General features: G+C 39.9%; 21 protein-coding genes and 1 tRNA gene. 6 read left to right on the forward strand and 16 right to left on the reverse strand.

Translation table 11 applies throughout. The annotated features are described in order from the left end of the window. Window positions 1-126 precede the first annotated feature (126 nt). The 4 genes from LKD42_RS15510 to coaBC all read right to left on the reverse strand — a co-directional run bounded on the left by LKD42_RS15510 (window position 127) and on the right by coaBC (window position 3,013). Window positions 127-330 carry a hypothetical protein gene (locus tag LKD42_RS15510; protein ID WP_408610703.1) on the reverse strand — a complete coding sequence of 68 codons (204 nt, stop codon included), beginning with the start codon at window positions 328-330 and terminating at the stop codon, window positions 127-129. A gap of 13 nt (window positions 331-343) precedes the next feature. Further along, window positions 344-1,204, reverse strand: coding sequence for an Mrp/NBP35 family ATP-binding protein (locus LKD42_RS10605; protein ID WP_248835670.1), 861 nt, complete (start codon window positions 1,202-1,204; stop codon window positions 344-346). Window positions 1,205-1,413: 209 nt separating this feature from the next. Then, window positions 1,414-1,641, reverse strand: a complete 228-nt coding sequence (locus LKD42_RS10610; RefSeq protein WP_248835671.1) for a hypothetical protein — start codon at window positions 1,639-1,641, stop codon at window positions 1,414-1,416. A gap of 121 nt (window positions 1,642-1,762) precedes the next feature. Beyond that, window positions 1,763-3,013 carry a bifunctional phosphopantothenoylcysteine decarboxylase/phosphopantothenate--cysteine ligase CoaBC gene (coaBC, locus tag LKD42_RS10615; protein ID WP_248835672.1) on the reverse strand — a complete coding sequence of 417 codons (1,251 nt, stop codon included), beginning with the start codon at window positions 3,011-3,013 and terminating at the stop codon, window positions 1,763-1,765. 233 nt (window positions 3,014-3,246) lie between these two features. On the opposite strand from coaBC, the gene LKD42_RS10620 reads away from it, so the two are divergent. From LKD42_RS10620 to LKD42_RS10630, 3 genes are all read left to right on the forward strand, one after another. Further along, window positions 3,247-3,888, forward strand: a complete 642-nt coding sequence (locus LKD42_RS10620) for an ECF transporter S component (RefSeq protein ID WP_248835679.1) — start codon at window positions 3,247-3,249, stop codon at window positions 3,886-3,888. 71 nt (window positions 3,889-3,959) lie between these two features. Then, a complete protein-coding gene (locus LKD42_RS10625) occupies window positions 3,960-4,742 on the forward strand; it encodes a type III pantothenate kinase (protein ID WP_022119876.1) in 783 nt (260 codons plus the stop codon). A gap of 150 nt (window positions 4,743-4,892) precedes the next feature. Then, a tRNA-Trp gene (locus LKD42_RS10630) sits at window positions 4,893-4,963 on the forward strand. Between the two features lie 103 nt (window positions 4,964-5,066). Here LKD42_RS10630 and LKD42_RS10635 read toward each other — a convergent pair. The 3 genes from LKD42_RS10635 to LKD42_RS10645 all read right to left on the reverse strand — a co-directional run bounded on the left by LKD42_RS10635 (window position 5,067) and on the right by LKD42_RS10645 (window position 7,977). Next, window positions 5,067-6,305 carry a tyrosine-type recombinase/integrase gene (locus LKD42_RS10635; RefSeq protein WP_117860919.1) on the reverse strand — a complete coding sequence of 413 codons (1,239 nt, stop codon included), beginning with the start codon at window positions 6,303-6,305 and terminating at the stop codon, window positions 5,067-5,069. A gap of 148 nt (window positions 6,306-6,453) precedes the next feature. Then, window positions 6,454-7,584, reverse strand: a complete 1,131-nt coding sequence (locus LKD42_RS10640) for a replication initiation factor domain-containing protein (protein WP_408610704.1) — start codon at window positions 7,582-7,584, stop codon at window positions 6,454-6,456. Window positions 7,585-7,647: 63 nt separating this feature from the next. Then, window positions 7,648-7,977: a hypothetical protein gene (locus tag LKD42_RS10645; protein ID WP_117650033.1), complete on the reverse strand. Its 330-nt coding sequence runs from the start codon at window positions 7,975-7,977 to the stop codon at window positions 7,648-7,650. Window positions 7,978-8,215: 238 nt separating this feature from the next. On the opposite strand from LKD42_RS10645, the gene LKD42_RS10650 reads away from it, so the two are divergent. Then, window positions 8,216-8,893 (forward strand): helix-turn-helix domain-containing protein, encoded by a 678-nt coding sequence (locus LKD42_RS10650; protein WP_055159078.1) that lies wholly within the window; start codon window positions 8,216-8,218, stop codon window positions 8,891-8,893. A 223-nt stretch (window positions 8,894-9,116) separates the two neighbouring features. On the opposite strand, the gene LKD42_RS10655 is transcribed toward LKD42_RS10650, so the two are convergent. From LKD42_RS10655 to LKD42_RS10670, 4 genes are all read right to left on the reverse strand, one after another. Then, entirely contained in the window at window positions 9,117-9,581 is a 465-nt protein-coding gene (locus tag LKD42_RS10655; protein WP_181986612.1) for a DUF2716 domain-containing protein, read from the reverse strand. A gap of 29 nt (window positions 9,582-9,610) precedes the next feature. Beyond that, the gene (locus tag LKD42_RS10660) at window positions 9,611-9,853 is read right to left on the reverse strand and encodes a hypothetical protein (protein ID WP_117649997.1); all 243 of its coding nucleotides are present in this window, start codon (window positions 9,851-9,853) and stop codon (window positions 9,611-9,613) included. Between the two features lie 31 nt (window positions 9,854-9,884). Next, the gene (locus LKD42_RS10665) at window positions 9,885-10,262 is read right to left on the reverse strand and encodes a hypothetical protein (protein ID WP_117649998.1); all 378 of its coding nucleotides are present in this window, start codon (window positions 10,260-10,262) and stop codon (window positions 9,885-9,887) included. Window positions 10,263-10,345: 83 nt separating this feature from the next. Further along, complete coding sequence (locus tag LKD42_RS10670) at window positions 10,346-10,750, reverse strand: hypothetical protein (protein ID WP_248835674.1); 405 nt, start codon at window positions 10,748-10,750, stop codon at window positions 10,346-10,348. Window positions 10,751-10,860: 110 nt separating this feature from the next. Between LKD42_RS10670 and LKD42_RS10675 the strand changes: the two genes are divergently transcribed. Next, on the forward strand, window positions 10,861-11,073 hold the full coding sequence (locus tag LKD42_RS10675) for a helix-turn-helix domain-containing protein (protein ID WP_004846074.1): 213 nt from the start codon (window positions 10,861-10,863) through the stop codon (window positions 11,071-11,073). Between the two features lie 389 nt (window positions 11,074-11,462). Here the strand turns inward: LKD42_RS10675 and LKD42_RS10680 are convergent, their stop codons facing one another. The 3 genes from LKD42_RS10680 to panD all read right to left on the reverse strand — a co-directional run bounded on the left by LKD42_RS10680 (window position 11,463) and on the right by panD (window position 13,793). Beyond that, window positions 11,463-12,440, reverse strand: a complete 978-nt coding sequence (locus tag LKD42_RS10680; RefSeq protein ID WP_248835675.1) for a bile acid:sodium symporter family protein — start codon at window positions 12,438-12,440, stop codon at window positions 11,463-11,465. A 3-nt stretch (window positions 12,441-12,443) separates the two neighbouring features. Beyond that, window positions 12,444-13,283, reverse strand: a complete 840-nt coding sequence (gene panC / locus LKD42_RS10685; protein ID WP_022119874.1) for a pantoate--beta-alanine ligase — start codon at window positions 13,281-13,283, stop codon at window positions 12,444-12,446. Window positions 13,284-13,409: 126 nt separating this feature from the next. Further along, complete coding sequence (panD, locus tag LKD42_RS10690; protein WP_147632300.1) at window positions 13,410-13,793, reverse strand: aspartate 1-decarboxylase; 384 nt, start codon at window positions 13,791-13,793, stop codon at window positions 13,410-13,412. Window positions 13,794-14,323: 530 nt separating this feature from the next. On the opposite strand from panD, the gene feoB reads away from it, so the two are divergent. Next, window positions 14,324-16,660, forward strand: a complete 2,337-nt coding sequence (gene feoB / locus LKD42_RS10695; RefSeq protein WP_248835676.1) for a ferrous iron transport protein B — start codon at window positions 14,324-14,326, stop codon at window positions 16,658-16,660. A gap of 260 nt (window positions 16,661-16,920) precedes the next feature. Here feoB and csm6 read toward each other — a convergent pair whose 3' ends face one another. Together csm6 and LKD42_RS10705 are read right to left on the reverse strand one after the other, a co-directional pair. Next, window positions 16,921-18,237, reverse strand: a complete 1,317-nt coding sequence (gene csm6, locus LKD42_RS10700) for a type III-A CRISPR-associated CARF protein Csm6 (protein ID WP_349192033.1) — start codon at window positions 18,235-18,237, stop codon at window positions 16,921-16,923. Beyond that, entirely contained in the window at window positions 18,234-18,500 is a 267-nt protein-coding gene (locus LKD42_RS10705; protein ID WP_248835678.1) for a hypothetical protein, read from the reverse strand. Before LKD42_RS10705 ends, csm6 begins: the two co-directional genes overlap by 4 nt. Between the last annotated feature and the right edge of the window lie 179 nt (window positions 18,501-18,679).

Genomic DNA, 18,679 nt, shown 5'->3' on the forward strand with positions numbered 1-18,679 from the left:
ACAAAACCTGTGCACCTGCAAACGTTTAAGAATAAATTTTGCAGAATCAAAAAGCAGCAAATGCATAAGAAATCTTCTTATACATTTGCTGCTTTTATAATATGATGATGCCAGGGGTCAAAAGGTCTAAAACCATATGAGCTTACTCATAGGTAGGTGAAAGACCTTGGAACTCACCCCGATATGGAGCAGAACATCCAGTGGATGTTCTTTTTGCTCCGACCGAAGCGGAGCGTAGACATAAAAGTGGGATGATAGTCCCACGATATGCGAATATGATGTGAGATGTCTCTCATCTGATATAGCCTCCGGCAAATTGCAGATTTGAATAGATCTATGAACGCTACGCCTCTTCTTTTTTCACACGATCCAGCTGATGCAGTACTTCAAATGCATCCGTCAGATATTTGTTTTCTGCTTTTGCAAAATCACCTTTATCAGAAAGTTCTGCCAGGGACGGATCGATCGGCATCTTTCCAAGTACCTTAAGATCCATTTTGCCTGCAATTTCTTCGATATGGCTTTCACCGAATACAGAAATCTTCTTTCCGCAGTCCGGACATACCAGATAGCTGTAGTTTTCCACAATACCAAGGATCGGCACATTCATGCTTTTTGCCATATGGTATGCTTTCTTTACGATCATCTGAACAAGATCCTGCGGTGAGGATACGATCACGATACCATCCAGCGGCAGCGACTGAAATACGGTCAGAGGTACATCTCCGGTTCCCGGCGGCATGTCCACGAACAGATAGTCCAGTTCTCCCCAGATCACATCTGTCCAGAACTGTTTAACCATACCGGAAATAACCGGTCCTCTCCAGATAACCGGTGCTTCTTCATCCGGCATCAGCAGATTGATAGACATAACTTTGATATCATTTTCTGCCAGCGGCGGATAAATACCATTATCGTCCGCCTGAGCCGGTCCGTGCAGTCCATACATTTTCGGAATGGACGGTCCTGTGATATCTGCATCCAGAATACCGACACGATAGCCCTTTTCTGCCATCAGGTTCGCCAGAGATGCCGTTACCATAGATTTACCGACGCCGCCTTTTCCGCTGACAACGCCGATCACATGTTTCACCTTTGTATATTCATTGGAAGCCACCTGAAAACTTGTCGGTTTATTTTTAGATGGACATCCCTCGCAGCTTTCTTTGGTACAGCCGCTGCTGCTGCATTGTTTCTCAGCCATTTTCAAACCTCCTCATACAAATTTATCCTTATCGTAACTGTTTTTACAGTCATCATATAAAAACCATAAAGAATCGCTTCTCAATGGAATTACCAGCTAACTATAACGCATTTTTTCAAGGATTACAACCTGCTATCCAAAACCATAGTGAATGTTTCGTACCTTTACCATCTGCACAGATCCACGAAACTATTTCTAATGGATAGATTTCAAATTTCCGTAAACATATATCTCTGTCGGATCCCGGAAGTCATAATGTCAAACACAATGCTCCCATCCGGAAGAACACTTTTTTCACAGCTTACTTCTTTTCCCTTGAATTTATCCAGCACAAACTTTTCCGGATCATCTGTGCAGATCTCATCGATAAAGACATCCCGCATCTGATTATTCGCACATTCATTAAAAATTTCCCAGACTGTTTCATATTCTTTCATTCTGATTCCCTCTTTTTCTATTTGATCGTAATAGTAAAGCGGACATTCACAATCCGCTTCGCTACTTGCTCATGAACGCACGTGAGACCTGGCACGCGATTCCGGTCAGCTTTGCTGACATTTACCTGACAGAATTACTGTGCAGTCTGCACTCCATAGCATCCGTCAAAAAAGGATTCTGATTTTTTTGCTTACAGATGGCATCCAGAATACAATCTGCTGCCTGTGCCTTGCTCATCAGGTCAAATGCCTGCTCACTGTCTTTTGTGATGATCGTGATCACGTTGGTATCTGTGCCAAATCCGGCTCCTGCTGTTTTTAAATTATTTGCAACGATCATATCCAGATTTTTCTTTTCCAGTTTTTTGCGTGAATTCTTTACAACGTGTTCCGTTTCCATGGAAAATCCACATAAAAATGTTTTTGCGGTTCTGTTTTCCCCAAGATATTTTAAAATGTCCTGTGTGCGGGTAAGGGCAATGCTCATCTCGCCATCGGATTTTTTGACTTTCTGATCATAAACTTCACTCGGACGATAATCTGCTACTGCTGCAGCCATAATCACAATATCTGCATCCGCAGCCTCTTCTTTGACTGCTTCAAACATCTGTTGTGCACTTTTTACCGGAACCATCTTTACAAAATGCGGCTCCTCTGCCTCGGTGTGCCCTTTTACGACCGTCACGGAAGCTCCACGCAGCATCGCAGCTTTCGCCAGGGCAAATCCCATTTTTCCCGTTGAATGATTTGTGATATAGCGAACCGGATCGATCGCTTCCATCGTAGCTCCGGCACTGACCAGAACTTTCATCCCTTTCATATCCTTTTCACGTGCAATGCTTCTCACAATATGTTCAACCAGAAGCTTTTCTTCCGGAAGCTTGCCGATTCCGGAATCACCACAGGCAAGATGTCCGCTCGCCGCCTCCACCATCTCAAAACCATAGTTCTGAAGACGTTTCATATTGTCCTGCACGATCGGATTGAGGTACATATTGGTGTTCATCGCCGGTGCAATGATCTTCTGACAGGTGCATGCAAGTGCCGTCGTTGTCAGCATGTCATCCGCGATCCCGTTTGCAAGCTTTCCTATTATATTGGCACTTGCCGGTGCGACCATGAGAAGATCTGCTCTCTTTGCCAGTGAAATGTGCTCTACCTGAAACTGAAAATTCCGGTCAAACGTATCAATCAGACATTTATTTCCGGTGAGCGTCTCAAAAGTGATCGGATTGATAAAATTAACTGCATTCTTTGTCATGATCACTTCCACATTACAATGCAGTTTCTTTAACATACTTGCCACATTTGCCATTTTATATGCTGCAATACTTCCTGTTATCCCAAGTATTACCGTTTTTCCCTTTAACATCACAAAACCTCACGTTCTTTTCTAAATTATTTATGCAATGATAAAACTTTTTTTGTTTATCATAACATACTTTTTATGTATTGTCAGCCTGCCTGGAAAAATTACACTGTTTCCCTTGTCATTTAAAATCTGCTATGCTATGATACTGATGTTTATGAGCCAAGGTGCAAATGGACACAAAACAGTTCCTGTTTTCCTTTGCCCGGCTACTTATATCCATATTTTTCAGGAGGATTTTTACTATGAAAAAAGACACTCGATACCTGGTCAGTGTTGCACTTATGGCAGCGATCGTCATTCTTCTGGCTAACACACCGCTTGGAATGATCCAGCTTCCGATTATTAAGGCGACAACTGTACACATCCCGGTTATCATCGGTGCGATTCTTTTGGGTCCGTCCGCCGGTGCGATCCTAGGAGCGATTTTCGGCATCTGTTCCCTGATCAGCAATACAACCGCTCCAACACTTCTTTCGTTTGCTTTTTCTCCGTTTCTGAGTACAACCGGTCTTGTTGGCGTGGTAAAAGCGATCTGGATCTCGGTTGGATGCCGCATTATGATCGGTGTGATCTCCGGATGGCTCTGGATCTTATTTCGAAAACTGAAAGCGAATTCTTATCTTTCCCTTATCATCACTGGTTTTATCGGTTCGATGGTAAATACGATATTTGTTATGGGCAGTATTTATCTGCTCTTTGCCGGACAGTATGCCGCTGCCAAAGATGTGGCACGCACCGCGGTGTTCGGCCTGATCATGGGTACGGTCACTGCATCCGGCATCCCGGAAGCGATTGCTGCCGCAATCCTTGTCACTGTCATCACAAAAGCACTGCTGAAGGTTGTTTCTAATCTTTCAAACGCTTCTGCTAACTAAATCGCAGGCACAGCTTCCGTGCGTTCGATCTGAATACATACGCTCTGTGCCTTTGCAGAATGGAGGATATTTTGATTCTTGCAATTGATATCGGAAATACAAACATTGTGGTCGGCTGTATCCGTGGGGACGAAGTTCTCTTCACCGAACGCCTTTCCACCAATACAACACATACAACTCTGGAATATGCTATCAGCTTTAAAAATGTTCTGGAAATTTATCAGATCGATGCAAAGGAAATCGAAGGTGCCATCATTTCTTCTGTTGTCCCGCCGATCACCAATGTGATCCGTGATTCGATCCATAAGATTACCGATGCTGAAGTGCTGATCGTCGGTCCCGGCGTAAAAACCGGTCTGAATATTCTGATGGATAATCCGAAAACACTCGGAAGTGACCTGGTTGTCAATGCGGTGGCCGGCATCAGTGAATATCCGGTTCCGCTGATCCTGATCGACCTTGGCACAGCGACCACGATCTCTGTGATCGACAATAAGAAAAATTATATCGGCGGCATGATTCTTCCGGGAATCCGTGTTTCTACCGACTCTCTGACCAGCCGCACTTCACAGCTGCCGCGTATCGGTGTGGAAGAACCCCGCCGCCTGATCGGAACCAACACCATCGACTGCATGAAGAGCGGTATGATCTACGGAAATGCTTCCTGTCTGGATGGAATGATCCAGCGTATCAACCGTGAACTTGGTGAAAAAGCAACGGTAGTCGCTACCGGAGGGCTTGCACGGTTCATCGTTCCGCACTGTCTGGAACATGTCATTCTTGATGACGAGCTGCTCTTAAAAGGTCTGAAATACATTTATTATAAGAATCGCACTCCACGTCATGCCGGATAAAAGTACTTTTAGAACAAATTTCTATATACCGAGACTGAAATCTGCACCGTTCTGAATTGTTATACAAAAATATTTACTGTTCTTTCAAAAAAGTCATTGACAACTTCAGAAATATTTGCTAATATATAGGACGTGTCACGGACACAATACAGGGGATTGGTCAAATGGTATGACAGAAGTCTCCAAAACTTTTAGCGGGAGTTCGATTCTCTCATCCCCTGTTGACCGAATAGTCAGAAACCTTGAATTTCCAAGGCTTCTGGCTTTTTTCATTTTCTAGATAATTCCAATGTAGTCAAGTATGTAGTCAAACAGGAATTATTCCTAAAATGAGATAGCATTTTCAATCTGTTTTTCTTTGTTTTTCGTTGTTTTATTGCTGAAATAATATAATTTTTTTGTTGTACTGATATCACTGTGTCCCATTTGTTCTGTAATAAATCCCTCATCTACATCACTGTCTATTAAGGTTGTTCCATAAGTCTTTCGTATCTTGTGCATGGTACGATGTGGGATATGTAATTCATTACATATTCTGGACAGTCTTTTATTAAAAGTATTTCCTCTGATACGTTTTCCGTTATGCTCAAATAAATATGTTCCTGATGTATTCAGTTCCAATATTTGATTCAACGTATCCAGTGCGGTAGAGGATATGATTAAATCCCGATTACCAGCATCTGTTTTAGCGTGTTCTTTTACAGCTACAATCCATTTATTGTTTTCGTCTCTGTATTTATCTTCGGTATGTCTGATTTTAATAATACGTCCGTGTAAGTCTTCTTTCTTTAGAGTGCTTAGTTCACCGACACGTAAACCTGTCTGAAATGTAAGCAGAATACCAAGATTATAAATATCCGGCTTTGCTTTCAGACGTTGAATGACTACGGGAATTTCATCTTCCATAAACACTTCTTTCTGCTTATCTATAATCTTCCGTTTAAAAAGATTATTCGGCAGTTCTAAATCTCCAAAAAATTCAGTGATACTGATTGCAGTATACTTTTTCTTCTTACCGTATTTGAAGATACCACGAATCAATGTCCGTAATCCGGCATATGCCTTTCTGGTAAGTGTAAGGTCACGAATGGTGCATTTGATAAATACTTCCAAATCATCTTCTGTGACATTTTTAAATTTCTTTTTGGTAATTGAAACAGAAGTGTAGTGGAAAAATCTTTTGTAATCGTTCACGTATCTGTCATAAGACGCTTTCTGTATCTCGCCGAAATCCAGTTTGCGATTTATCCATTCATAGAAAACATCATCAATATAAATTTCTTCCTGTAGAGCCTTGTAAAACTCTACAATGACATTTTCCAGTTCTTCACGGGTATTTCTGCGTCTGTAAAGTCGGTTTCCGTCTTGTTGTGGAAGATACGTGGAATAAATTTCTTTTCCCGATTTGTCTGTTGTTACTGTAATTGCGTAAACATGCTGTGCAAGTATTTCCTTTCTTTCCATATCTGCTATATCATTCAGCATGGTATCTAAAGAGATTATACCTGTTTGGATTGCGTAATTCAATAAATCTGTATCGTCGTAAGCGTTGGGTTCAGTCATAAATTACATCAATATGATAAGGGTATTGTCTCAAAATATCTTGTGCCTATTTAATTTTTCTGTGTATAGTTAATGCCCTGTATTTTTTAATTTTAAATTTATATTGTCATTTATCTGTTATTATGGGCGAATCATTCAGATATTTCGCTTACTCATTATCAGAATAACTCCTTTCTGTTATTGGTAGTTTGGAAGATTTTTTGTAATCTTCATAAATTTTTATCTGGGTATCATTCATCTTTGCCTGTTCGATTAATACCTGTATATAATCGCAGTTATCCAGTTCTCCGATTTTTGAAAATAATTTTAAAGACGGAGCAACGGAACTTTCTAACCAGTTCCAGATACTATCAAGTGTCTTTTTCTGCGGTTGAATTGTCAGCTTTATTTTCTCTATATCTTGCATAAATAATTCCCAAGGGGGATAAGTAGGATAAAGTCTTTTCCGTGAAGTGGATTTGTTTTCCGGCTGTTCAAGAAAACGGATTTTACCATTTAGTACAGACATTGCAATCTCTGCAACATCACGTCTGGCGATTAATTCCTGTACAACTTTATTTGCCCGTTCCTGTCGGAATCGCAGTTCATATCTATTCCAGTTCGGGTCTAATTCTTTGCCAAATTTTTCTGCCTGTTCGTACCCTTTTTCATAGAAAACGATTCGGAAATCACTGTTGCTACTCCCAAGATAAAGCGTGTTTCCTTTATGAACAGGTATTGATTCACTTAATTCACCAGAAGCATTTTCAGAATAATTACGTAACTGACTAGATATTAAGCCTTGCTTTGTTAAACGTATCAGTTCTGGAATGTTAAGATATGGTTTATGGTCATCTATTGCTAAATCAATTCGTGGAAAATTCACATGATACTGACATAGCCTTGCGAAGAAATCAAACCATGTTTCTTTGTTTATCACAAGGAAGTTTTCATAATTTCTACAGCCAGAGCCACTCATTAATATCTGAAATCCATTGTACTGCATTTTACCAGTCGGTTTTAGAATCTTGATATTATCAAATCCGGCAACCAGTTCATGTCCGGCAATTCCTTTCCCTTTATTCTGAAGTTCCATAAGTGAAAGAGGAATTTTTAGGATGTCCGTTATGACAGTGAATAAATCTACATCTTTCACTGTAATCTGACACCAGTCAATTAAGGCTGTCAGACTGTTTTTTTGTCGTGTTACCCTCCTGTTAGTATAGGAGGGTTCTGAAAGAACTGATTTACTTCTTTCTTCCAAATAATAATCCTCCTTTGCCGATAGTGGCAGAGCCACTATCCCTGTCTCTTTTACTGTCCGTTTGGTACGGACAGCAAGAGACAGGAAGTTCATAGGTTACTATGCATTTTTCTGGGAAATACAACGAATCCCTTTACAGGTTACACGTTCTACCAGTGTAGGATAATTTCCTCTCTGAACATATGGAGCATAGACAGGTGTATCCAGTTCAACTACAGAATATGGCTCGATAGTTGGGATTTCTGTCATTTCCAGTCGAATATCAACACTGTTACCAAGTTTCATACTTCCAAGATGAAGTTTGACCGCTTCGATATCTTCGGTTTTCTTTCTGGTATCTTTGTCATAACGGTAGCAATAATCAGCTCCCATATAACGAAGTTCCCCGAATACCTCTTTGATCTGTTCTTTTGTTAATGTAATCTGCATAAGCATTATCCTTTCTCCCCGTATCACCGATAGGACAGTCGTCTTAATAAGTATTGAAATCCATGGATATTTGAAGTTTAGTTATTTCTAAACTATTTAAATCATAACATTGAGTAAAACGAAAATCAATATAAAGTTTAGAAATTTATAAACTTTTTATTTTCTTTGCAGAGTATTTATGATATAGTGAGTACAGAATTAATTAATTAGCCACAGAGAGAAAGTAGAGGATATCGAAATGAACACGATTGCGGAACGAATCAGATTTGCGATGAATGTAAGAAATGTAAAGCAAGTGGAAATGGTACAGAAAACAGGAATTACAAAGGGAGCGTTTAGTTCTTATCTTTCTGGAAATTACAACCCTAAAAAGGATAAGCTGGAACTGATTGCTGACGCTCTGGATATCAATATTAACTGGCTAATGGGTGAAAATGTGCCTATGGAAAATAGCAGTGCTAAGGATAATCCGGCTACGGGATATGTATTTTACAAAGAAATGGAATATTTATTGAATGATACCGACACGGCATATATCGGATTTCAGACACAGTATGGGGCATTAATTCCAAGATATCAAATATATGTAAATGTCAGTTTAAATGAAATGCATATTGTACCTATTTTCTTACGGGAAGATTCAAAAGAATATTATCAATATCCAAAAGAACTTACTCAACCGGAATCATATGAGATATTTACAAAAGATTTTGCCAGTATTCATATGACGCTTGCCACTTCTCAGATATATTACTATGGAATCAATGAAAAAACATTGGAAATGGAAATCTTTTCGTTTGCCTACTCGTCTGAAAAAAATTGTTATGTAGCAAGTGATTGTCAGCCTGTCTTGTGCGATGAATTTGTCCGTGAAATCGAAAAGGAAGTGCTTTATCTCCGAAAAGTTTCCAGATAACAGACAAGAGGACTTGCAAGGTTGGTGACCTTTCAAGTCCTCTATATAGCATGGTTGTATTGGATACCGTCCGTTCTGTCAAGGACTGCCCTAACGGCGTATCGGCTTCGCCTTGTTCCTTGACATCACTAGATGACGAAAATCTTATTTATAAAATGAAAACATGGAAATATTCAGTAGGATATCAGCATTCAAACATTATTTTAGAATGAACTTATAAAAATCAATTAATATTTAAATTCGTTTTATTGCTTTCAAATTTTTTTATTAGATTTTTCCCCATTACAATAATTTCTTTTTTCCAAGGATTTCCAAATATTCCATATTTCCAGTCAGAATCAAAAAATAAATGATAATCCCCATTCGGATAGTAGGTAGGAAAATAAACAGTACATTTTCTGTTAGTGTCATAATATTCATAATCACAAGGGATATATTCTTTTGGGGAAAATGTAAAACAGTCATGTTGCCAATCAAAAGCATACATTTTATCACTTACCAACTCTTCCAAAAAAGAATTAATTAGATGCTCCTGTTCATCTGACCAAGGAGTGTCTTTGTGATACGTCTTATTCTCAATGGGGATTTTTATCCATTCAAATTGTCCGTGTATCTTGGGTGTGAATTTATATTCATTATATAATTTGTTCCATAAGAGATTTTCTGTATTTTGCGGAATAATTTTCAATATTATATTCCCCCTGCTGTTATATTATCCTACTCTTTATTATGTAAATTTCTTAAGATGTGATAATACATTTTCATATCCTCATCTACTTGCTCTTTACTTCGCATACTATAAGTGTCTAAGTTAGCTGTATCTACGCTTAAACCAAGCATTCTACAGATAACATCAACTTGCCACACCTCAAGTGGAATTTCCAATTTCCTATCGTCATATGCATCTATTACTAATGTTACAGATTTAATATTATCTTTTCTTTTGATGTTATTTTTCATCGTACTGTATCCTTACTTTACAAGCGTGAATTTATCTCTTTATATTTTGGTCAGCATACGAGTATACTTTATCCCAAAAAGATTCATAATCATTATTTAGAGCAAGATTATAATAGTAAATATCTGTATTTTCTTGTGAAGAGTCATTTTCAAAAGCGGTTAGTACTTTTGCTTCTTCAATCAATCCCATATCAGTGAGAGCTTCAATAACATTCTTATAAGATTTAAAGTCTAAACCATTCATGGCTAATTCTGTGTCATAATCTATGACTGTTATAATATTTTGAATCCAAGATGGCAAATTTCCGAACTCTTTTCGGACTTCTGCATGTTCATAAATATCTGCCATTGCTTGAACAAAGTCTTCACCATTGGTAATCTCTGATAAAGCCTTATCTATAAAATTCATCTATATACCCTCTTTTCAATAAAATTCAATTTTCTGTAACTATTGTATCATTAAACGATAAGTAAGTCATATGAAAATCTAAATCATTTTTCGTATATTTGAATCTTAAATTTATCAGCATTGTTTTTAACATTATTACCGTCATTATCTGATGAATATATAATCTGATACATACGTTGATTATGCTCATAACTCCACTCATTGGAATAAACAGATATAACTATTTCGTTCGGATAACCTGTAATATCATAAGAAAAGCGAACGTTTCTATATTTATTCTCAACTGCCTTTTCAATGAGTTCTTCTGCATATTTTTCTTTGTCTAAGTTAAACAGCTTATTAACAATGACATCAAACTCTTGTTTATAAAAAGTATCAGAAGTGCTGACCATAGTGTTAACAGCTTGCTCTTCACGTCCGTATTGTAAATATCCCAGAAGAGCAATAATACATATCAATATTCTCATAATAATATAGCGTTTTCTCATACGACACCTTTCAAATTAGTGTTCGCATACGAACACTATTATAAATGCTATTTTACGCTAATAATAATTACATAGCAAGGAATTATGAAAGAAAGCGGAAAATTCGTGAGATGATTAAATACGATAAATTATGGGAGACAATGAAAGCCAAAGGCATTTCACAATATGATTTATATACGCATTATCATATGAACCGTTCTCAACTGAACAGGTTAAGACATAATCAGAATGTTGAAGTAAATACAATTGATAAGCTGTGTAATATATTGGATTGTAATGTGGAAGATATTATGACACATTATCCAGACGATAATGTATTTTAGAGGAGATATGAAGTGATGCATGAAAAAGATGATACCATGCTGAACGATTTCTCCTTTCTTGTTTTTTACCATCCATGTTGTCAAAATGTAGTCAAATGTAGTCAAAACTCAATCGAAGAAATGCTTATTTTACGGGGATTGTGAGGAGTTCCCACAGGGTTCGATTCTCTCATCCCCTGTTATGAAAACCGAAAGGTCTCAAAAGACTTTTCGGTTTTTTTGCATATTCTTAACTTTATTTTTTGTCTGATTGTCGGTCTGTGCGTTCTTATGAGCAATATGCAATGGATATCACAAGACAGAAGTACACAAAAAAGCGACCTCACTTCCATGATCGAGATCTGGAATGAGGTCGTTGAAGATGGCGTTATTTCCAACATCCATGCACGTCATCTCTGTGAACGTCTTGGATTTGTCCAGCCTGGTGTCAGCCCTTTTCTTCGTATTCCCGCAAAAACAGAACCGGAAATATTGTGCCAGACACTGAAGATTGCTCCCGGAAGTGTTGCCAGCGGGCTTGTCGCAAAATTTGCAGTCGCAAGGGAAACGGCAAGTCCGCTGTTCTGCATTCCGACTTCAATTGCGATTGCTGTTGCCTTGGAATATTCAATATGAAATATTTTTGCTGCCAGAAGGCCAAGTCCCATACCGCACAGATTGTGGATCGCCACAACAATCAGTACAAGCACACCGCAGCTTACAATTTTTTCTGCATTGATGGCTACAATTCCGGAAATGATCATCACGATCGATACAACGGAGATCAGCGGCAGCACTTCTGAAATTTTTTCAATCTGCTTTCCAAAGAGTGTCCGGATCAAAATTCCAAGAAGTACCGGGATCAGGATTACTTTTACCACTGAGATCACCATTGCCCAGAAAGACACTTCCACCCAGGTTCCTGCCAGAATATAAACCAGAAGCGGTGTCATCAGCGGAGCGATCAAAGTGGAAGCGATCGTCATACCAACAGAAAGTGCCACATCGCCCCCTGCAATATACGTGATCACATTGCTCGCCGTTCCGCCGGGACAGCAGCCGACCAGGATCACACCAAGTGCCAGTTCCGTCGGAAGTTTTAAAATCATACAGAGGGTCCAGGCGATCAGCGGCATGATCGTATACTGCGACACAAATCCGATCAGTACTTCTTTTGGTCTTGAAAATACAACCTTGAAGTCTTCCATCCGGATCGTGAGCCCCATTCCGAACATCGCCACTCCAAGAAATACCGAAGTATATTTAGTCGTCCACGCAAAACCGTCCCGCCAGAAAAAAGCAAGCACAGAAAATGCAATGATGATCACACCGATGTATTTGGTCAAAAAGGAACTGATTTTTCCGATTTTATGCATGATATTTTTCATAGGCTACACACCATAGCTGAAGTTGTCGATCAGTCTTGTTTTTCCGATATAGACTGCCATCGCTACCAGCACATCACGGTCTGCTTTTTCTATCGGCTGCATCGTAAGTGCATCTACCATCATAACATAATCAATACGTGCCAGCGGTTCTGCCTCAATGATCGCTTTCATTGGATTCAGCACTTCTTTTGCATCTGCTCCTGTGTAAATCACTTCTTTTCCGGTCTTTACTGCTCTTGAAAGGCAAAGTGCCGCTTGTCTCTCTTTATCATTTAAGTAAGTGTTTCTGGATGATTTTGCCAGTCCGTCTTCTTCACGGACAATCGGACATCCGACAATCTCAATATCAAAATTCAGATCTTTTACCATTTTGCGGATAATTGCAAGCTGCTGTGCATCTTTTTCCCCAAAATAAGCACGATCCGGTGCTACAATGTGGAACAGTTTTGTGACAACCGTGCACACACCTTTAAAATGAATCGGTCTTGTTTTTCCGCAAAGTGTTTCTGATAAGGTATCAATACTTACAAAAGCATGTGGATCATGATACATATCTTCCGGAGACGGTGCAAAGATCAAATCTGCTCCAAGGCTTTCGCAAAGCTTACTGTCTCTTTCGAAATCTCTCGGATATGCCTCTAAATCTTCATTTGGGCCGAACTGCGTCGGATTTACAAAATCAGAAACCACAACAATATCATTCTGTTCTCTGCATTTACGGATCAGACTTGCATGTCCTTCATGAAGAAATCCCATAGTCGGCACCAGGCCGATGGTCTTTCCTTCTTTTTTCCATTGTTTTATCTGCTTTCTTGTCTCCTCGACTGTTTTTGTTACCTGCATTTTGTTTCTCTCCTCTTTTTATAGATTACGAGATAGTCTCTGAACTGAACTTCAAAAATCATGCTATATCATATACAAAACAGAATCCTGTCACGAATACAGGTCTGGTTCAGATCAATACTGATATCACCCCAACTGTCCATGTTTTTCGTAACATGAAATTCTGCTGATCTTGTTTTTCTCATCTACGAACACAACGGATGGTTTATGGTTCTTCGCCTCTTCCGGATCATACTGTCCATAAGCCATGATAATAATTTTATCTCCAGTGCTGACACAGCGTGCTGCTGCACCATTTAAACAGATCATGCCACTTCCGCGTTCCCCGCAGATTGTATACGTTTCAAACCGGCTTCCATTGTTCACATCCACGATCTGCACTTTTTCATATTCTAAAATTCCTGCTGCTTCCAGAAGTTCTTCGTCCACGGTAATACTTCCCACATAATCCAGCTCCGCCTGAATAACGGTCGCCCGGTGAATTTTACCTTTTAACATTTCTACTGTCATTTCTAATTCCTTTCCATGCTCACAGAAAAATCAAGTCAGCTGACTCTTTCAATCCAACTAAAAAAGCACTTTCAAGGCATAAAGTGACCCTGAAAATGCTGCTTCATTTCCCTGTTTTCAAAGTCTTACTTTAATCGTTTTAAATATAAGCTCTGTTTTTTGATTTTCCCTGTCCAGGTTCTGAGAATTTTCTCTGTCCCCGGGATCTGCATTGTAATGTTTGATTTTTTTCATTCAGTACGAGTATAGCTTTGCCTGCAAATACTATCTCATGCGGTATTATGGCATTGTTTTCCTCCCTTGTCAATGTTTATCTCAGTCGAGAAGACTCCCACAAAGGCGGAAGTCATCTCACATCTGATATAATTTTTTGTTGTCGAGAAACAATTATCACTTTTCTTTTGCAGATAAGTGCGGTATGATACATTTGGTGAGAATATTTCTCAATTTTAAGAATCATATATAATTACGAATTTTGAACGCAGAGAAGCGGATTGTGAATGTCCGCTTTGCCAATTCAAGGAGGACATATGACACTTAGAGAACTAAAGATAGGCGAAAGTGCTGTTGTCACACAGCTTGGCGGCGAAGGTGCTCTTCGTCAACACTTTCTTGATATGGGCATGATCCCCGGTGCAGAGGTCACGGTCCAGAAAATGGCTCCGATGGGTGATCCGATGGAGCTGAAAATCCATGGCTATGAACTGACACTGCGTCTTGCGGACGCCGAGAAGATCCAGGTTGAAAAAATTTCTGAGAAAAGAGAACATCCACTTCCGGAAAAGAAACATTTCAAGCGGGAACATCCGGGGCTTGGCGAGGGCGGCAAATATCATGAAAAAAGCAGTGAGCATCCGCTTCCGGACGGCACGGTACTGACTTATGCTCTGGTCGGAAACCAGAACTGTGGAAAAACAACACTCTTTAATCAGCTGACCGGCTCCAACCAGCATGTCGGCAATTTCCCGGGCGTAACGGTTGACCGGAAGGACGGTGCGATCAAAGGTCATCCCGAGACACTGGTCACAGATCTTCCGGGCATTTATTCCATGTCTCCATACAGCAGTGAAGAAATTGTTTCCCGGAATTTTGTTTTAAATGAAATGCCAAAGGCGATCATTAATATCGTGGATGCCACCAATATTGAACGAAATCTGTATCTGACCATGCAGCTGCTTGAAATGAACATCCCGATGGTTGTCGCTTTGAATATGATGGATGAAGTGACCGGAAATTCCGGTTCAATCGATATCAATGGCATGGAGGCTTTACTCGGTGTACCGGTCATCCCGATCTCTGCTGCAAAAAATGAAGGTGTGGATGAGCTTGTCCGCCATGCCCTTCATATTGCAAAATATCAGGAACGCCCGACCAGACAGGATTTCTGTGATGAGAATGACTATGATGGTGCCGTTCATCGCTGCATCCACGCTGTGATCCATCTGATTGAAGATCACGCCAGGCGTGCAAAACTTCCGGTACGTTTTGCAGCAAGCAAAGCCATCGAAGGAGACTCTCTGATCCTGGAGCAGCTTGCCCTTGACCAGAACGAAAAAGAAATGCTGGAACATATCGTGCTGCAGTTGGAAAAAGAACGCGGTCTTGACCGCAATGCTGCCATTGCTGATATGCGTTTCTCTTTCATTGAAAAAGTATGCCGTCAAACCGTTGTTAAGCCAAAAGAAAGCAAGGAACATATCCGCAGCCAGAAGATTGACCGTATCCTTACTGGAAAATATACTGCCATCCCATGTTTTGTCGGAATCATGGTCGCTGTTTTTTACCTGACTTTCAACGTGATCGGTGCATGTCTTCAGGATCTTCTTGCACTCGGCATCGATGCACTGACAAAAGTAACCGATCATGTGCTGACTGCCGCAAATGTCAATCCGGCCATTCACGGACTTGTGATTGACGGAATCTTTTCCGGCGTCGGCTCTGTTTTAAGTTTCCTGCCGGTTATCGTAACCCTGTTCTTCTTTCTTTCTTTAATGGAAGACAGCGGATACATTGCCCGCGTTGCTTTCTTTATGGACAAACTGCTCAGAAAGATCGGTCTGTCCGGCAGAAGCATTGTACCGATGCTGATTGGATTTGGCTGTACCGTTCCGGCTGTCATGTCCACCAGAACACTTCCAAGTGAACGTGACCGGAAAATGACCATTCTTCTGACTCCGTTTATGAGCTGCAGTGCCAAACTTCCAATCTATGCATTTTTTGTAAATGCATTCTTCCCGGGACGCGGCGGGCTGATCATGGCAGGACTTTATATTCTTGGTATTGTGATGGGTGTCCTGATCGCCCTGTTTTATAAAGGCACTTTATTTAAAGGCGAAGCTGTTCCGTTTGTCATGGAACTTCCGAATTATCGACTTCCGGGCTTTAAAAATGTAAGTCAGCTTTTATGGGAAAAAGCCAAAGACTTTCTGCAGAGAGCATTCTCCGTAATCCTGATCGCTACTGTCGTTGTCTGGTTCCTGCAAAGCTTTGATCTGCATCTGAACATGGTAACGGATTCACAGAACAGCATCCTTGCCACAATTGCGGGAATGATCGCACCGCTGTTTCAGCCTCTCGGACTTGGTGACTGGCGGATCTGTACTTCACTGATCAGCGGATTTATGGCAAAAGAAAGTGTCGTATCCACACTGGAGATCCTGTTTGCAGGAAATGTAAACACTGCACTTTCCACCCTGTCGGCCGCATCACTTCTTGTATTCAGCCTGCTCTACACCCCTTGCGTGGCTGCAATTGCATCAATCAAACGTGAACTTGGACAAAGATGGGCAATCGGAGTGGTTGTATGGCAGTGTGTAATTGCGTGGCTTGCAGCATTCGCGGTACATCTGATTGGAAGTTTTCTATGATTCCGTAAAAATGCACAAAAGACAGAGAAAACATATTATCTACGTTTTCTCTGTCTTTTATCTTAGTCGGAGAAGACTCCCACTTCTATAAGTGGCGAGCAACAAATTTGTCTTAGTGGGAGTGCACTCTCCAACTAAGATAAACGCTCCGCGAGGATGCACAGCGATTCTGTTGGGTAAATGTCAGCAAAGCTGACCAGAATCGCGTGCCAAGTCTCACATGCGTTCGACTTGAATGTTAAGTGTTTTTATATATCTGATCACTCTTCCAGTGCTTTTAATATCTGCTCATTCATCAGATCATACGAAGCCCAGTTTTCTTTTCTTGTATTGATTTTCACACATTCACAAATGTATTTTATAATCCATATGGTTTCATCTACTGTTTTTCCAGTTCTCTCTTTTACCCATTCCTGGGTAACAGAAACAATATTGTGAGCTGCAATATTTCTTAGTTTATGTTCTACTTCTACCAGTTCATTTACTCTTTGTGCAAGGAGTTTATCTTCACATTTTGCCTGAATGATATTATTTAATGCCCCCGAATAAACCGGACCATAGCGGAAATAAGAATAATTTCCCTGTGCAAGCCTTAAAATTTCTGTTCCACTCATTTTCTGCTCATCCCATTCTCGAAAAGCTTTTCCTTTATAATATTTTGTAATGTCAATATCACAAAACTCTGCTAAAACCATTTCCAGCAGGTCCACGCTAAGAGGTGTAATCGCCCTTAAAAAATCTGCATATTCTCCACGTTTTACTTTCAGATCAAGAATAAGCGTATACTCAAAAAGCACTTTCTTTTTATCTTCTTCATGAACAGCTTTTAATATTCCATTTGCTTCCGGCAGAACACTGTTCATTTTTTTCCAGTCCAGAACCGATCTTGCTTCTGCCGTTTCCAGCCATTTATAAGCAAATATACTCAGATCCTGTTTTATATCTTTTGCCACTTCAAGAGCTGCCTTGTAATTATAAGACAATATATGTTTTTTAATAATATCCAGTTTCAGCAGCCGCATCAGATTCATACACTTTACTTCCTGACAACGATTTTCCGCATCTTCTGTATTATCCTGATTAAGTTCCCAGTTTGTCTCGACATCATATTCCTGTCGTTCTTCGTGCTCAATATTGCTTTTTTTCTGTGGCGTAGAAACCTGAATTGGTAAAAATCGATATTCTGCCAGCGTTGCCATAATAAGAAGTGCACTTTTCATGGCAGGCGTTCCGGATGCCATATTAACCAGAAGTCTGTCATCTTCCCCTTTTTCTTTTTCGATATCGCTGATAATGCTTCTGAACTCTTTGTAAAATACATCATATTGCTGCACGTTCACCATCTGATCATTTTCTATGATATGTACCTCAAATGTGTGGTTCAATTTTTTTCCCAACAATTCAATACTTCTGACATAACGATTATCTGTACTATGATATTCCATCATTTCTTTCGATAAATACAAATAAACAACATCCGGCTTATAATACCGGCAAATATGTAACATAGATCCATCATAAAAATACTTCACCGGATCGGTGTTTCCAATCGGTGAAAATAAATAAGTTCGGCTCATTTTTCCTCATAAAATTGCTTCATCAGCTCACTTTCTTCCAGTATCTCGATGCTCCGACCCACAACGTTTGTGGTAATCTCTTTTCTGCGAATCGTGATCTGTTTCAACTCTTCCAGCGGCAGAATGATATTTTCATAAGCCTCTTCATTTACGGTGCAAATATACCAGACAGTCTTATCCTTTTCCTTCACGACATACTGGCTGTATGGATTCAGACTATATTGATGCAGTTCCTGTGCATAGTCTGTGTCAATCTGCTCCATCAATACGCCCTGCAAATTTGAAGACTGCTGATATGAAATCTGAGAAGAGAAAAGTTGCGGAGGTTTTAGAATGTACAAATGAACGCCATAGAAATGATTTTATAAAATATGACGCCATGATGATTCGAAAACAATCTCCTGACACGCTGCGTTTTCTGTTCGGTTCGCTCGCCTGTTAG

The organism is Hominisplanchenecus faecis (assembly GCF_020687205.1).
GTDB lineage: Bacteria > Bacillota > Clostridia > Lachnospirales > Lachnospiraceae > Hominisplanchenecus > Hominisplanchenecus faecis.

Coding starts and splice junctions, on each gene's coding strand:
- LKD42_RS10605 (WP_248835670.1), bottom strand. CDS start 1,204: ATGGCTGAGAAACAATGCAGCAGCAGCGGCTGTACCAAAGAAAGCTGC.
- LKD42_RS10610 (WP_248835671.1), bottom strand. CDS start 1,641: ATGAAAGAATATGAAACAGTCTGGGAAATTTTTAATGAATGTGCGAAT.
- coaBC (WP_248835672.1), bottom strand. CDS start 3,013: ATGTTAAAGGGAAAAACGGTAATACTTGGGATAACAGGAAGTATTGCA.
- LKD42_RS10635 (WP_117860919.1), bottom strand. CDS start 6,305: ATGACTGAACCCAACGCTTACGACGATACAGATTTATTGAATTACGCA.
- LKD42_RS10645 (WP_117650033.1), bottom strand. CDS start 7,977: ATGCAGATTACATTAACAAAAGAACAGATCAAAGAGGTATTCGGGGAA.
- LKD42_RS10650 (WP_055159078.1), top strand. CDS start 8,216: ATGAACACGATTGCGGAACGAATCAGATTTGCGATGAATGTAAGAAAT.
- LKD42_RS10660 (WP_117649997.1), bottom strand. CDS start 9,853: ATGAAAAATAACATCAAAAGAAAAGATAATATTAAATCTGTAACATTA.
- LKD42_RS10665 (WP_117649998.1), bottom strand. CDS start 10,262: ATGAATTTTATAGATAAGGCTTTATCAGAGATTACCAATGGTGAAGAC.
- LKD42_RS10670 (WP_248835674.1), bottom strand. CDS start 10,750: ATGAGAAAACGCTATATTATTATGAGAATATTGATATGTATTATTGCT.
- LKD42_RS10675 (WP_004846074.1), top strand. CDS start 10,861: ATGATTAAATACGATAAATTATGGGAGACAATGAAAGCCAAAGGCATT.
- LKD42_RS10680 (WP_248835675.1), bottom strand. CDS start 12,440: ATGAAAAATATCATGCATAAAATCGGAAAAATCAGTTCCTTTTTGACC.
- panC (WP_022119874.1), bottom strand. CDS start 13,283: ATGCAGGTAACAAAAACAGTCGAGGAGACAAGAAAGCAGATAAAACAA.
- panD (WP_147632300.1), bottom strand. CDS start 13,793: ATGACAGTAGAAATGTTAAAAGGTAAAATTCACCGGGCGACCGTTATT.
- feoB (WP_248835676.1), top strand. CDS start 14,324: ATGACACTTAGAGAACTAAAGATAGGCGAAAGTGCTGTTGTCACACAG.
- csm6 (WP_349192033.1), bottom strand. CDS start 18,237: ATGAGCCGAACTTATTTATTTTCACCGATTGGAAACACCGATCCGGTG.
- LKD42_RS10705 (WP_248835678.1), bottom strand. CDS start 18,500: ATGGAGCAGATTGACACAGACTATGCACAGGAACTGCATCAATATAGT.